10 protein-coding genes are annotated in these 15521 nt (G+C 46.0%); all 10 read left to right on the top strand.

Annotated elements, in window-relative coordinates; genetic code table 11:
• Positions 1-28 precede the first annotated feature (28 nt).
• Complete coding sequence (locus P2W76_RS09020; protein WP_276347420.1) at positions 29-2086, top strand: hypothetical protein; 2058 nt, start codon at positions 29-31, stop codon at positions 2084-2086.
• A gap of 19 nt (positions 2087-2105) precedes the next feature.
• Entirely contained in the window at positions 2106-3422 is a 1317-nt protein-coding gene (locus P2W76_RS09025) for a dipeptidase (RefSeq protein WP_276347422.1), read from the top strand.
• A gap of 237 nt (positions 3423-3659) precedes the next feature.
• Complete coding sequence (locus P2W76_RS09030) at positions 3660-4127, top strand: RidA family protein (protein WP_276347424.1); 468 nt, start codon at positions 3660-3662, stop codon at positions 4125-4127.
• Between the two features lie 241 nt (positions 4128-4368).
• The gene (locus P2W76_RS09035) at positions 4369-4950 is read left to right on the top strand and encodes a sigma-70 family RNA polymerase sigma factor (protein WP_276347425.1); all 582 of its coding nucleotides are present in this window, start codon (positions 4369-4371) and stop codon (positions 4948-4950) included.
• Between the two features lie 87 nt (positions 4951-5037).
• On the top strand, positions 5038-6210 hold the full coding sequence (locus P2W76_RS09040) for a FecR family protein (RefSeq protein WP_276347426.1): 1173 nt from the start codon (positions 5038-5040) through the stop codon (positions 6208-6210).
• A 196-nt stretch (positions 6211-6406) separates the two neighbouring features.
• A complete protein-coding gene (locus P2W76_RS09045; RefSeq protein WP_276347427.1) occupies positions 6407-9862 on the top strand; it encodes a SusC/RagA family TonB-linked outer membrane protein in 3456 nt (1151 codons plus the stop codon).
• 13 nt (positions 9863-9875) lie between these two features.
• Entirely contained in the window at positions 9876-11480 is a 1605-nt protein-coding gene (locus tag P2W76_RS09050) for a SusD/RagB family nutrient-binding outer membrane lipoprotein (protein WP_276347428.1), read from the top strand.
• 29 nt (positions 11481-11509) lie between these two features.
• Positions 11510-12892, top strand: a complete 1383-nt coding sequence (locus tag P2W76_RS09055; protein WP_276347429.1) for a hypothetical protein — start codon at positions 11510-11512, stop codon at positions 12890-12892.
• A 20-nt stretch (positions 12893-12912) separates the two neighbouring features.
• Positions 12913-14148 carry a dipeptidase gene (locus P2W76_RS09060; protein ID WP_276347430.1) on the top strand — a complete coding sequence of 412 codons (1236 nt, stop codon included), beginning with the start codon at positions 12913-12915 and terminating at the stop codon, positions 14146-14148.
• A gap of 39 nt (positions 14149-14187) precedes the next feature.
• On the top strand, positions 14188-15510 hold the full coding sequence (locus P2W76_RS09065) for an amidohydrolase/deacetylase family metallohydrolase (RefSeq protein ID WP_276347432.1): 1323 nt from the start codon (positions 14188-14190) through the stop codon (positions 15508-15510).
• Positions 15511-15521 lie beyond the last annotated feature (11 nt).

Consider the following 15521-nt stretch of genomic DNA (forward strand, 5'->3'; position numbering starts at 1 on the left):
TTGGCCTCTAAACATTAGAAATTATAATATGATCAAAACTAACAATAGCACGAATTTGCCTGATGCTGATTTGCCTGCATCTGTTATTCCAGATGATTCTCACGTTACCGACGCACAATCGCTAACGTATCTGACGGAAGATGTGCCGTTAACAAAGATAAGACGACGGAGTTTCCTGGGATTGACAGTTGGCGGAGTAACAAGTATGGCCCTATGCTCGATTTCTGCGATGGCCGGAATTATAGAAACAAAGGTGAAAAGATCCTCATTGCTGCGGATGGTTACCGGGATTGAAAGATCTTATTGGGATAGAACCGACAAGTTCGAGATCAAGAAGGAACTGATTAAGTCTGCCTGGGAACGTAAAGATTTCCGGCAAGTCAGGGCGCTTGCCAACTCAATCAGGATTTCAAGCCTTCAGGCCCGGATTGAGGAAGGCCCGCTGGATACCCCGGTCTCCGGGTCGTTAGATTTCCATGAAGTTAGCGCACTTTCGCCGGAATGGCAGAAGTTTGCGAAGGGATGGAAGTATTACAAAGTATTGATTACAGAAGAAAAAAGTGGTTTTGCGCGGGAGCTGGAACCGGTTGAGGCCTTTTTAGGTTTCCCCGGCGACAAGGTTAAGTTCCTGAGCCGCGAAGTAAGGGTCGCGAAAATAGAAGCGGGAAAATTGTCAGAGATAAAGTCGCAGGTATTTGAAGAGTCGACCCGAGGGAATGACCGGTTCTGCAAAGTAATATTTCTTGCCGGGGCAAAAGCAAATGAAAAGCAATTTTATCTTATTTTCTTCGGAAATGATAATGCGCAACTACCTGTCTATAAAAGTGATCTTACAACATCAGGTGAGGGCTACCGGCTTGAAATAGAGAACAACTTCTATAAAGCTAATCTTTCACCTCAGGCCGGCAAAATAGAAAGGCTGACCATCAAGCGAAATCACGGGCTGGTGTTATATCCCGGCGGTGTGGGGCATGGTGAGCCCGGAAACATCGACTGGTCAAACGATTATATGGCTGAGGGCGGATTTCAAAAGTTCAGGATCGCTTTATGGGATGAATCTCCCGATTACGAAGTAGTACGGGGCCCGGTTTGTACGATAGTCAGGTGCTGGGGCTTTCCGTATTCGCCCCTGCATCCGGTTTTTTCACCAGCCAGATTGAATATCGATGTTGAATACCGGTTTTATGCAGGTTTGCCATATTTTCACAAGTTTTCGCGCATGAGTGCAGTAAAGACGTTCAATGTAGGTGCGATCAGGGATGATGAATGGGTACTTCCCGGGAAGTCGCTTCCGGAAGTATTATGGATTGGCCCTGATGGTAAACTAAATACAGGTGCCGTACCTCCTGCCTTTTCAGAAAAGTTATGGGGCGTAGGATTTTTCAATAAGGATACTTCAGATTCATTTATGGCGCTTCATCTGGAGCATACCGGACAGGGAGTCGATATCCTGCATACCGGGGTGCCAAGAACAGAAACCACTAAGTTTCATGGCCAGGTCTGGGCGAGGTATCCTTACCGGAGCGGGCCTATGAAAGAGGGATCAGCTATTTTTTCAAAAAGTGCTTATGTGAGCTTGCCGTTTACCAGTGAAGAAGGCCCGGGTAAAGTAGAACGCTTAAGAAATGAATTGAAAGCGCCGGTAACTGTTAAAGCCGGTATACTGCCGAAAAATCAGGTTGTCGCCCGGTCACAGCCAGTCTTGGCAAAGACGGGTGAATCGGGCGATAGCCCGGTATCGAAGGAATTACTTTGGAAAGCGCTTCAGCATTGCAAGGACCCGCAGTTCTACTCTTCCGACATAAGTATAGTAGAGTTAGGATATGTGTATGATGTAACGGTACAAGGTGACACGGTCAATATTGTACTTTGTATGCCGCACCGGGGCAGGCCGCTTGGTGCTTATTTCACCCATGGGTCAAGTTCAGTACAACAGGGGCCTGGGACAGGCAAAGCATCCCTGACCATCCCGGAAGCATTAATGAAGGTGCCTGGTGTAAAAAACGTTACACTAACCCAAACCTGGATTCCGATGTGGAATTCTGGTTTTATAACAGGTGAGGGAAGAAGAAAATTGGAACTGTAATTAAAGGCATAGTATATATATGAAATCGTCACGTTTTATAAAGGAGTCTCCGCCTCTCACTGAAGGTGGCAATGAGCAACCGGCTAAACGGATGAACAGGCGGAATTTTCTTGATCTAAGCCTGGCAGGTATGGCTTTATGCCTTCCTGTTGTTGGCGGGGCAGCAGTTTTTCGTACTGGTGGCAGGATTTTCCATGGGGATGAGATTTTGGATGACAGTAAGGGTTTCAAAAGGAAGATGTTCGTTATGGATGGCCACATTCACGTAATGTCAAGACAATTGCTGCAAGGCCTGGATATTGGCCAGCGATACACGGACGGTACCGTAGACCTGCCCCGTATGATCGAAGGAGGACTTAATGCGGTATTTTTTTCTGTCTATACGCCTGAGGCTTATTATCCTGGCCGGCATGAAGTAAAAAACACCTTCAGGGTTGTAGAACTGGCCCTGGACCAGATAGAAAAGAACAATAAGGTCATCGAACTTGCACTCAATGCCGGGGATATTGAGAGGATCAGCAAAAAAGGGAAAATAGCGGCTTTTCTTGATATCGAGGGGGGATTCGACCTTGACGGTGATCCGGGACTCCTGCGGGCGCTTTATCGCCTGGGCGTCCGCTCGCTTCAGTTGACAGCACACAACGAAAGCAATGCCTTTATTGACTCCTGTTACGGAAAAAAGTTATGGGGAGGAATTAATGATCATGGCCGCTTATTGATTTCGGAAATGAACAGGCTGGGCATGCTGATCAATGTAGCCCATGCATCTGATGATGCCATCCTGCAAACCGTCGAAGAAAGCCGGCAGCCGGTTGTTTATAGCCATGGCGGTTTTCGCGGAATTGTGGATAACCAAAGATGCATAAGTGACCAAGCAGCCCGGGCGCTGGCCGCTAAAGGAGGTGTGATCGGGATCCAGTTTGGCAGCACCTTTAACAATCCCCGGTATGCTGCCTGGATAAAATCTAAAAATCCTGTCGAAAAGCCGAAGCTGACGCCAATTCCCGCGGATGCACCAATAGCATATATTGATAAGATGGAAGCTGAAACGCTTCCGTTTGTATTCAAAGGAACTATTCCAGACGAGTATTGGATGGGAACAGATCAGCTCGCCAGGGTGATCGATTATGGGGTCAGATTAGTGGGCGAAGATCATATTGCGCTGGGTTCAGATTTTGACGGAGGGCCGCCTCTGCCGCGGGAAATTAAGGACGTGAGTGACTATCAGGAAATAGTAAAGGCACTTAAGAACCTGGGATATTCTGATCAGCGGGTAAATAAGATCTGCGGTCTGAACTGGCTCCGTGTGATCAGGGAAGTAACGGAAGGGAAATAAGAAAGGTATCCTTCATAAGTATATAGAAGACTGAGCTAAAAAGCGAGAATCTGCGCAGGGATTTCATTAAGCAAACAGTATTTGGTACATTGGATTGAGCATTATCCCGGATTCAAGTTTTGCCGGTCCGGCTGGCAAAGAAGTTCCCGCGCACAAAGCCGGCGACGGAACAGGGGTCAGGAAGGTGAGAAATGAGCTGCATTTAAACACTAGTATTAATAATAAAAAAACAGGAACATGGAATTAAAACGAAGGTCGGTACTGAAAAGACTAATGGCCACATTTATTGGGATCGCAGGCGCAGGAAGTCTAGTAAGCGCAAAAGAAATGGAACACGACGAAAAATCGGTGCTTGATGTCACGAATTTTCAGGACGTCCCAATGTTTGCAGCTTCAACTCAGTTTGGCAGGCTGGTATTCATATCCGGTACAGGCCCTGATGCTGCGTCTGTGCACGACATAAAAAGAGATACAGATTTTGCGCTCAAAAAAATGGAGAAGCGATTGATCGACGCGGGCTCATCTATGGATAAGGTTCTTAAAGTGACGGTGTTTCTGAATGACATCGCCGATTTTGACGCAATGAATGAAGTTTATAAGGGTCGCTTCGGCAAAAAACCACCTGCAAGATCAACTATAGCAGCAGCCAAGGGTGGTATTCCCGGCAATTCAATTATTGAAATAGACTGTATTGCCTATGTATAGTTAACCTGTTTCGACAACCATATGCCCTGAGGTAAAGGACATAGAGATCTTTCTTTTTCTGTTGCAATTGACTGTTTTATTTCCATATATTTAAAGACCTTCATGTATAGCCCTTAGGCAGTATCATGTAACTACCCGGAAAACATAGCAGAGAAATTATAATTTGTATAATTTTTATTATAGGATTTTCATGCTTTCCTATGGAATTAATTACTTGCAATAGACCTTGTCAGGCAGGATCATGTTAACAGGGAAATCACATACAGCACACGACGGGCTTCTTCTTATTCAGTTAGGCGAAGGAAGCAGCCATGCTTTTGACGTATTGTATGAAAAGTACTGGCATAACGTAGTTGACGAAGCTTATAAGCGTCTTGGAGATAAAGATCAGGCAAAAGATATTGCCCAGGAAGTATTTACTGTCATGTGGACCCGGAATAAGGAAGTGCCTATTGAAAATCTTCCGGCGTGGCTATACACAGTAACAAAAAACCAGGTGTATAAGCTCCTGCAAAAGCAGCAGCGATATGTATCCGTCCCCGACCTTTTGTCTGAACTGGTTAGCTGCAGCGACCGTACGGATGCTGCTATCATAGAAAAGGAGCTTATCAGGGCTTATAATGCCTTAGTTGACTCGCTCCCGGATCAGCAGCGTATTATATTTAAGATGCGGTACCACGATGAGCTTAGTCCCGATCAGATAGCTTCCACCCTCAGTCTTTCCCCGAAAACTGTTAGAAATCACCTGGGCAGGGCCTTATTGAAGTTGAAAACAACCTTCATGCTGCTCCAATTATTTATTATCCTTACAGACAAGTACTGAGCGCCCTTAAAAAGGAACCTTAAAATTTATTTTCAATCCCGCTGGGCAAAACCAGGCTTTCAGGACACATGTATATAAAACCCATACATGGATCAGCTCGAAAAGAAACGGTTTCTTGAAATTCTTGAGAAATATAATTCCGGGAACGCTTCTGAGGAAGAGGTGGGGTTTCTTGACGCTTATTATAAAGCATTTGGCTTGCGCGCTGACTATACCGCCGGTCTGGAGGAAAACGAACGTGCACAGTTGAAAACTGATCTGAAGAACTCGATCAGCGAAAATATTTTATCGCACCAGGCTGATATGACCAGGAAGAAGAGAAGAATCGTTTTCAGACTGGCCGCTTCCGCCGCTGCGATAGTTGTAATCGCGATTGGCTTGTTTTACCAGCCGCAGGCAGATAAGCCAGCCCCGCTTGCCGGCCAGGGTGTTGAACAGGAGCAGATCGTTCCCGGCGGAAATAAGGCGATGCTTACCCTGGCCAATGGTAAGAAGATCATTTTAAGCGATGCCAGCAATGGCACACTTGCCGAACAAGCCGGCGTGCAAATTAGTAAAACCGCTGACGGGCAGTTAGTCTATAAAATATTAGACCCGTCGCAGCAGGACCTGAACACCGGTAATCAGTTTAATACCATTGAGACACCTAAGGGAGGACAGTATCAAATACATCTGCCCGACGGTTCAACGGTGTGGCTTAATGCTGCCTCAAAGCTAACTTACCCTTCAAGTTTCTCTTCTCATACAAACCGTAAAGTTGACTTAACCGGCGAAGCATACTTTGAGATCGCCAAAGATCATTCACGCCCGTTCATTGTTAAAACGGCGACACAGGAGGTTGAAGTCCTGGGGACGCACTTTAACGTCAACTCGTATGAAGATGAGCCTGCTGTTAAAACGACCCTGCTGGAGGGAAGTGTTAAAGTAAACACTAATAATGGCAGCAACAGAATATTGAAACCAGGTCAGCAGTTAGCTTTAACAGGAAACACGATACATATCGCGAATATTGACACGGAACTTGCCGTTGCCTGGAAGAACCAGCAGTTCGTTTTTGAAAGTGACGACATACGCTACATTATGCGAATGGTATCACGCTGGTATAACGTGGAGGTAGAGTATAGGGGGCCTATACCCGAGAGCAAATTTGGAGGTTCCGTATCGAGGTTTGACAACGTCTCGGAAGTTTTGAAGCCTCTTGAATTGACGGGGAGGGTCAGGTTTAAGATAGAAGGAAAACGCATCATTGTGACCAAATAAGCCAGGAAATAACATTATTAACTTAAATAAGCGCTATGGAGAAATACTTACGAACGAAAAGCTAAGGCAAAAAAACCAGAAATGCGGAAACATTCCTGGTTCATGTTTGGCAAAGCCAATAATTAACTTATCAACGATCATCAGCAAATACCCCAGCCTCGAAACCAAGGTATTCTGCTTAAAACCAAACAGACAAATGTATAAAAATTATATGAAGGAATTGGGTATGCCCGATTCCAGAAGAATAGGGCTTGTTATGCGCCTGACAACGGTAATATTAATAGCTACATTCATGCAGGTCAGCGCGGCGGGTTTCGCACAGAGGATCACCCTGTCAAAGTCGAATGCCCCGCTAAAATCAGTGCTTAAGGAACTGCGGATTCAAAGCGGGTTTAACTTTATTTATACTGATGACCTCCTGCAAATGGCCGGGCCTGTTGATATCGTAGTAAAGGGATCAACTCTGGAGTCTGTGCTGAAAGAGATCTTCAGTGTACAGCCTCTTACGTATAGCATCAATAAAAACACAGTTACGATTAAAGAAAAAGAGAGGCCTGTTGAATTTAAAGCTGCGGTTGAAGAGGTGATCCCCCCGGTCACTATCACGGGTGAGGTTAAAGATAAAGATGGGATCACACTTCCCGGTGTGAGTATAAAGATCAAAGGGACGACCATGGGAACCACAACCGACCTGAATGGAAAATATACCCTTACGGTTCCTGATAATTCCGGCATCCTTGTTTTCACTTATATAGGCTACACAAGTCAGGAAGTTCCCATCGGTAACAGGACGTCGATCAATATGGTGCTGGAAGTTGCGAATGCAGCTTTGAGTGAGGTTGTTGTCACCGCCCTGGGTGTAACAAAGTCAAAAAGAGGGCTGGGTTACGCGGTACAGGAGGTTCGCGGAGAAGAATTTACAGAGGCACGTCAGAATAATATTGCAAGTTCCTTAACCGGTAAAATTGCTGGTGTCGACGCCACCCAGGTCAACTCAGGCGTTGGTGCCTCAAGCCGTGTTATTATTCGCGGAAATACATCGCTGAATGGTAACCAGCAGCCTTTATATGTTGTTGATGGTATGCCCATCAATAATACAAACCGGTCTGCAAATCCAAGTTCCAGCGGCTTGAATGTGGACCGTGGTGATGGCATATCCAGCATGAACCCGGACGATATAGCTACAATTTCTGTTCTGAAGGGTGGTGCAGCTGCGGCGCTTTATGGAAGTCAGGCGGCAAATGGGGTGATACTTATTACGACAAAAAAAGGAAGTATACAAAAGGGTGTTGGTATCGACGTTACCTCAGACTCAAACTTTGGGATGCCCTCTGTATTTCCCAATTTTCAGTATGAATACGGCCAGGGCTCTACAGGCGTAAAACCAATAACAGAGGCAGAAGCAGTGGCTTCAGGCCGCTTATCATTCGGCGCAAAAATGGATGGGTCACTGGCAATGCAGGCTGATGGGGTTATGCGCCCTTATTCTCCATTTTATGCTAAAGACAATATCCGGAATTTCTTCAGGACAAGTCAAAATATAACAAATACCGTTGCATTCAATGCGGGCAATCAAAACTTAAGGATGAGATTATCTGTCAGCGATCTTCGCGCCAAAGATCAGCAGCCGAATTCAGAGTATAAGCGGAAAACTGCGAATCTGAATGTAATTGGAAAGATGGGAAAAAATGATTTTATCACCGTTGAAACCAATGTTCAGTACAATATGGTCGAAGGCCGGAACAGGCCGAATGTGGGGTATGCTGAATTAAATGCGGCATGGGGTGTATACATGGTGGCGAGTTCAGTTGATATCAGGAATATGATCGGCAATCCGGAAAATCCCGGCATTGACCCTGCGACCGGGCGGGAACAGCGATGGAATTCTTCTTTAGCGTCCGTCAATCCTTACTACGCAGCTTATCAGTTAGGTAACAAAGACGACCTTCAAAGATTAATAGGCAGGGCGAGTGTTCAGGTTAATCTGCTTCCGAATCTCTATGTCAAAGGTACGGTCGCAAAGGATTATAATGATTACAGCGAATCAAATTATGTTCCTAATACAAACGAATATTTTCAGCTGGGTTATTTCGATTCTCAAACGAGGAGAGAAGATAAAACCAATTTTCAGGGAATTGTAAACTATAATCAAAGGTTTTTGTCCGACAAGCTAGGAGTTAACATTCTTGCCGGTTCTCAAAGTGAAAGAGATTTTGGCAGGGTCCAAACCGCAAATGGAACCGAATGGATAGTGCCTGATTTCTATAGCCCTTCCAATCTTGTAAACAGGGAACTTGTTAATTTAAATGAAAATAAAAGCGGAACTAATTCTCTTTTCGGCGAAGCAAATATCGATTATAAGAACTTTCTGTATTTAACAGTTACCGGGCGTAAGGATTGGTTCTCTGTTTTAAATCCAGGCTTTAATTCCATCTTTTACCCATCTGTGGGATTAAGCTTTATTCTCTCAGATGTAGTGAAATTGCCTTCGCTGTTTAATTATGCTAAGCTTCGTTCATCGTGGGCCGAGGTAGGAAGCGCTACGGTGAATGCGGGAAGTATAAATCAAACGTATACAATTAACACGTTGAACGCGTATAATGCACCGGGCCTGTCTAATCCGAATACTTTGCAAAATCCAAATATTCGCCCGGTTGCAGTGACCACTGTAGAAGGCGGATTCGAGGTTCAGATGTTAGACAGCCGCTTAGGTCTTGACGTGAACTATTATTCCAGAAGTACCAGGGACGATATTCTCACTCCTCCTATCTCCGTGACGACCGGGTATGCTGCCGGCCGGCAAAACCTGGGCCTGGTAACCAACAAGGGCTGGGAAATAAGCTTGAGCGGTACCCCGGTGAGGAAAGACAACTTCAATTGGGATGTGAATTACAATTTCAGCTATAATGAAAGTAAGATCGTTGAGCTTGCAGAAGGAATCGATTTTCTTTCATTGGGAAGCGGCATCGGGGGGGTGAGTATGATCAATGCAGTTGGCCTGCCTTATTCGACCTTACGCGCAAATGTATTTTTAAAGAATGCCGACGGAGTGCAGATCTTCAACAGAACATCCGGATTCCAGGTGGTCGGCCTTAAGGATGTTGGAGTAGGCAATCCGCCATACCTGATGGGCCTCAGTAACTCTTTCAGGTATAAACGTCTGTCTATGGCAGTGGATATCGATTCAAAATTTGGTGCGGTAGGCTACAGTAATATGATGCAATATGCCGCCCGGTTTGGTAAAACGAAGAGTACGTTGCCAGGCAGGGAAAATGGACTGACCGTAAGTGGTGTCGATCAGACCGGCGCTCCGTTCACGAGAGTATGGCCGGTTGCAACCCTTGCCACTTATTATAATAACTATGGAAATAATAACCGGGAAGAATTTATTTATAAAACGGATTTTGTAAAGCTTCGGCGAGTTGTTTTAAAATATAACCTGCCGGTCAATTCTCTCAAATTCCTGAAAATCCAGTCGGCTTCTGTTGGTATTACCGGTTTAAATCTCGCCATCCTCTACCAGGATAAACGCATCAAGGAGGCAGGTATCGATCCGGAGATCCAGGAGTCTGTAACGAATGCCCAGGGTACCCAGGGAATTTCTATGCCCCGCACGAGGAATATTGGGTTCAACCTCAATTTAAAATTCTAATAAATCCCAGAACATGAAAAAGATATTCATTAAATCGATATATGTCGCTTGCATGTTTCTTATTGCTTTCGTTATTCCATCTTGCAATTCGGAACACCTGACTGACCTGAACAAGAATCCGAACGCCATAGAATATGCAGTGCCTCAATATTCATTTACTTCAGCGGTATTGGAATCCGGCCCCACTCAAAGTTACGGCACTCTTGAAACGGGCCTTCAATATCGTTCTACCTATAAGGAAAATACGGTATCATCCCCGGGCGACCGGTTCTCCTCCTTTGGTGGTACCATCGCCAATTTCGACGTGTTTAAAAATCAATGGAACCGGCTTATTCAGATTGTTGCCCAGATACCGGGCCCCGAGAACGTCAATAAAAGAGCTGCATGTAACATACTCAGGATACTTGCCATACATAGAGTAACTGATGTTGCAGGCGATATGCCGTATACGGAAGCTATGAAGGGCCTGGACAATTTAAAGCCAAAATATGATACTCAAAAAAGTATCTACACAGCCATGCTGAACGAACTGGACGCAGCCTTAAAATCCATGGATGCTTCCAAACCAAATGTTTTTGGATCGTCGGATCTCTATTTTAAAGGCGATATAACCAAATGGAAGAAATTCGGCTATACCCTGATGCTTCGCCTGGGCATGCGTCTCTCGGATGTTGAACCTGCAACTGCTAAGATTTGGGTAGAAAAGGCTGTCGCCGGGGGGGTAATGGCCGACTTCAGCGATATTGCATATATCAAGTATGCAAATGTTGCCGGGCAGACAAATCCGCGGATAGATCAGTACATCAGTGTTGATTTTGCAACCCCCGGAGGCGACAATTCGAGCGGAGGCAAATGGGCTGCCACCTTCATTGATCACTTAAAAGCAACGAATGATCCTCGTTTACCTATGCTTTCCGTTGTATGGGTGCGCTCCGGCAGTACCTATAATCCGGATAATACCCCGGCTAAGCAGCGTGGAATGATAAACGGTACTATGAACTTACTGCCGGCAGATTTTGATACCTATTCTGAGCCCTCGTTGTTTTACTTAAACCGTGCGGCGCCTATTATTACCATGGGTGCGGCCGAAGCTTACCTTCTTTTGGCAGAAGGCGCCGCCAGAGGTTGGAATGTTGGAACAACAGCTAAAACGGCGTATGAAAACGGGGTACGTGCTGCGATGGCAGAATGGGCATTATGGCCGGCTGTAGGTTCTGTCTCCGGAGTGATTCCAGCTTCGTCTGTAAATGCATATTTGACAGCAAATCCTTATTTAGTTAATGACACCTTTGCGAAGCAGCTTGAGCAAATATCTACCCAGAAGTGGATAAGCATGCATGGCGATGTTTTCGAAGTTTATTCAAACTGGCGCCGTACTAAATATCCTGTGTTCAACTACGCAAATTGGGTATCCGGTACTGCCAGGATCCCATGGCCCGGAAACGTTACGGGAGGTAAAATGTTCAGAAGGTTCTCTTTACCGCTCAGTGAAAGGGACGTAAATTCCGTCAATTACCAAGACGCTATTAAAAGACAAAACTTTACTGAACAAAATACGGATCTCCTGCAAGGCAGAATGTGGTGGGATGTAGGGCCGGGCACAGGACAAAGCAATTAACTCATTAATCTATTTAACAAAGATGTTTTATGAAAACAGATAAAAGTAATACCCGCAGGGATTTTATTAAAAAATCAGTTCTGACAGCTACCGGTTTGACGATCATTCCTGCATTCGGTTTTGGAGAGGAGTTTAATAATACCCCGGCCAATAATAACAAAGTCCAGGTATCACCTGTGCAGGAGGGTGTGAAGACCGTGGCTTTAATTTGCCACGCCTATTACCGAAGGTCTCATGCCGATGTACTTTTTACTAAGTTTTTTGTCGGGCTTCCGTTGGATGACGGCATGAAACGTATGAATGTAAAAGTCGTTTCCATGCATATTGGCCAGATAACAGACGAAGATATTGGCGTCAGGATCGCAAAAATGAATGGGGTACCTCTTTATTCCAGCGTATCCGAGGCTTTAACGCTGGGCGGCGATAAACTGGCTGTTGACGCTGTTGTATATACCGGAGAGCATGGTGATTATCCGTACAACCGGCTGGGGCAAAAAATGTATCCCAGGATGAATACGCTGGAACAGATCTTCAGAGTGTTTGACGCTTCCAAAAAATCAGTGCCGGTTTTTTCCGACAAGGCCTTGTCCTATAGCGCGCTTGATAGCAGGTGGGTCTATGACCGGGCTAAAGAATTAAAGGTGCCCATGATGTCGGGCTCGTCGCTCCCGTACGCTTATCGCCCGTCAGGTCTTGAGCATCCTATGGGCGTAAAAATTACTGAAGCCGTGGCAGTGGGCTACGGTACGCTTGATGGCTACGGCCATCATGTTACAGAAATTCTTCAGTGCATGGTAGAACGCCGGGCCGGCGGGGAAACAGGTGTTGCCAGTGTACGGGGCTTACAGGGTGATGCGGTATGGGCTGCTATGGACTCAGGGGAGATCTCCTGGGACCTGGTAAATGCAGCCTGTGATACCATTTCTTTCCGGGTTCCGGGTTCTTTGCGGGAACTGGTTAAAAACCCTTCTGCCGTGATTGTGAAATATAATGACGGCCTTAAAGGAGCTATCCTGATATTAACCGGGACGGCCGGTAAGAGAAACGATGACCTGCCGCCGCGGCCGGGTGGATTTGCATATGCTGCAAAAGCCAATGGCAAGACCGTTGCAACAGAGTTCTACCTGGACATCGGACTACGCAGTTCTCATTTTAGTTATTTACTCTATAATGTTGACAGGATGATCCAGACCGGGGAGCCGCAGGCACCGTTTGAACGGAACTTATTAACAAGCGAACTTATTGACATGGGGATCCGATCCCTGAATGAGGGTAAACTAAAGGAGACGCCTTTCCTGAATATTAAATATTCAGCACAAGGCTATAAGCCGTTCCGGTCGCCAAATCCATTACCGACGAACGCCGTTCCATGGCCGCCCCAGGGCTATGAGTTTTTGGGCTGGCGGAAATAGCGCCCGGATCTGATCTAAACATGAAACGAAGAAGCCTTATAAGGTACTTAACAATTTTGCCGCTGGCCGGGAGGATACTCCCGGCAAATGCAAACATATCTCCCTTGATGGATGACAATATTTCATTTTCTGAATTAACTTCATCAAGTGCTGCCAAGCCTTTTGTGATGGATGGCCATATCCATGTGATGTCTAGGCAGCTTTTACAGGGCCTGGATATTGGTCAGAGGTATACAGATGGTTCCGTGGATCTTCCGCGTATGATTGAAGGAGGGCTCAATGCCGTATTTTTTTCAGTTTATACCCCTGAACCCTACTATCCCGGACGGCATGAAATTAAAAATACGTTCAGGGTGGTAGAACTGGCGCTGGACCAGATCGAAAAGAACAGCAGGGTGATAGAACTTGCCCTTAATGCCAGGGATATTGAGAAGATCAGCAAAAAGGGAAAGATAGCTGCTTTTCTTGATGTTGAGGGGGGATTTGACCTTGACGGTGATCTGGGGCTCCTGAGAGCGCTTTATCGTCTGGGAGTCCGCTCGCTCCAGCTGACAGCGCACAACGAAAGCAACGCTTTTATTGACTCCTGTTATGGCAAGAGGTTATGGGGAGGAATTAACGATCACGGCCGGAATATCATTCGTGAAATGAACCGGCTGGGCATGCTGATCAATGTCGCCCATGCATCTGACGAAGCTATTCTTCAAACTGCAGCTGCAAGTGATCACCCGGTAATTTACAGCCACGGCGGATTCAGAGGGGTTGTGGATAACCAGCGTTGTATAAGCGATTCAAGCGCAAAAGCCGTTGCGGCGAAGGGGGGTGTTATCGGAATTCAATTTGGAAGCAGTTTCAATAATCCTGAATACGCTGCCTGGATAAAATCTCAGAACCCAGTTGAAAAACCGAAGGTATTGCAAGTGTCGCATGATTCAACTATCGAGGATATCGATAAACAGGTTGCCACCGGTTTACCTTTTGTTTTTAAGGGATTGATCCCTGATAAGTATTGGATGGGCGTAAGCCAGCTTGCTAAAGTAGTAGACTACGGAGTTCGTTTACTTGGGGAGGACCACGTTGCGTTAGGGTCAGATTTCGACGGTGGTCCGCAGCTCCCCAGAGAAATTAAGGACGTAAGCGATTATCCGGAAATGCTGAAAGCGCTGCAGGACCTGGGTTACACTGATCAGCGGATTAGAAAGATCTGCGGATTGAACTGGCTGCGGGTTATCCGGAAAGTAACAGAAGGCGTTTAAAGAGCCCTGAATTATAATGATCATTTTAATCTATAATGCATGAATTCGATGAATGATGTTAGGAAGATTGTCAAAGAGCCCTCAGCGATCTTAAGGCCCTTCGCTGTTTCGCTTGCCGCATTTTTATTCCTTGTTCCGATGCTTGTACACGCCCAGGAATTCGATTTGCTGATTAAGAACGGACAGGTGATTGACACGAAGAACGGTATAGATTCAAAGATGGACATCGCAATCAGGGGAGGGAAGATAGCTAAAATAAGCAAGGATATCTCGGCAGGGCAATCTGCTAAAGTGATCGATGCGAAAGGTTATCTGGTAACCCCCGGCTTGATAAATATACATACCCATGTTTTTGTCGGCAGCAAGCCTAATACATTTGCCGATGGCGTTTTGAGTGTTTCTCCTGATGATTTTTCTTTTCGTTCAGGAATTACAACGGTTGTTGATGCGGGCACATCAGGCTGGCGTAATTTCCCGCAGTTCAAGAAGCAGGTCATTGATCAGTCTAAAACCCGGATACTTTCTTTTTTGAATATTTTCGGTGCGGGGCTGACCGGTGAATGGCCGGCGCTTACAGGCTTTCCCGGTATAGATGATATCGACGCGGCCAGCATGTCGGACATGATTAGAGAATACCCCGGCCTGATCGTAGGGATCGTTATCGGTCACTATCACGGCAAAGAATGGATCCCCTTTGATAAGGGTATCCAGGTTGCAAATGATCGCAAAGTCCCGATTCTCGTAGAATGCTTGCTGCCCGAACTCCCGTATGAAAAGATCCTGGAAAGGTTGAGGCCCGGTGACATAGTAACGCATGCTTACCAGGATGTTGCTGCAAGAAAGCCGGTGCCCAATGATAAAAGAAAAACCCTGGTTGACGAAAAGGGATCTGTACAGCCTTTTATTCTGGAAGCGAGAAATAAGGGGGTACTGTTTGATGTCGGTCATGGGGGTGCTGGTTTTTGGTTTAGCCAGGCCATACCTGCAGTAAAGCAAGGTTTTTTGCCCGATTCGTTTGGAATGGACTTGCACAGGTTTAGTATGAACTCCGGGATGAAGGATATGCTGGATATTATGTCAAAATTCCTGGCCATGGGGATGAGTGTGAACGACATCATTGCCCGGGCCACCTGGCTGCCCGCCAAATCGATACAGCAATTCGGCCTGGGGCATTTGAGTGAAGGCGCCGTGGCAGACATAGCAATACTAAACATCGAGAAAGGAAATTTCGGTTTTATTGATTCAGCGGGATTTAAGCTCGGGGGGGATCAAAAGTTTCAGGCCGTGCTGACGATCCGTGACGGAAAAGTAGTATGGGATCTGAATGGTATTGCAGCCCGGGAATACGGGAAAGCCAGGTAGTATAAACGTAT

Origin of the sequence: Daejeonella sp. JGW-45 (assembly GCF_029360805.1) — a bacterium.
Classification (GTDB): Bacteria; Bacteroidota; Bacteroidia; order Sphingobacteriales; family Sphingobacteriaceae; genus Daejeonella.

Coding starts and splice junctions, on each gene's coding strand:
- P2W76_RS09020 (WP_276347420.1), top strand. CDS start 29: ATGATCAAAACTAACAATAGCACGAATTTGCCTGATGCTGATTTGCCT.
- P2W76_RS09025 (WP_276347422.1), top strand. CDS start 2,106: ATGAAATCGTCACGTTTTATAAAGGAGTCTCCGCCTCTCACTGAAGGT.
- P2W76_RS09030 (WP_276347424.1), top strand. CDS start 3,660: ATGGAATTAAAACGAAGGTCGGTACTGAAAAGACTAATGGCCACATTT.
- P2W76_RS09035 (WP_276347425.1), top strand. CDS start 4,369: ATGTTAACAGGGAAATCACATACAGCACACGACGGGCTTCTTCTTATT.
- P2W76_RS09040 (WP_276347426.1), top strand. CDS start 5,038: ATGGATCAGCTCGAAAAGAAACGGTTTCTTGAAATTCTTGAGAAATAT.
- P2W76_RS09045 (WP_276347427.1), top strand. CDS start 6,407: ATGTATAAAAATTATATGAAGGAATTGGGTATGCCCGATTCCAGAAGA.
- P2W76_RS09050 (WP_276347428.1), top strand. CDS start 9,876: ATGAAAAAGATATTCATTAAATCGATATATGTCGCTTGCATGTTTCTT.
- P2W76_RS09055 (WP_276347429.1), top strand. CDS start 11,510: ATGAAAACAGATAAAAGTAATACCCGCAGGGATTTTATTAAAAAATCA.
- P2W76_RS09060 (WP_276347430.1), top strand. CDS start 12,913: ATGAAACGAAGAAGCCTTATAAGGTACTTAACAATTTTGCCGCTGGCC.
- P2W76_RS09065 (WP_276347432.1), top strand. CDS start 14,188: ATGAATTCGATGAATGATGTTAGGAAGATTGTCAAAGAGCCCTCAGCG.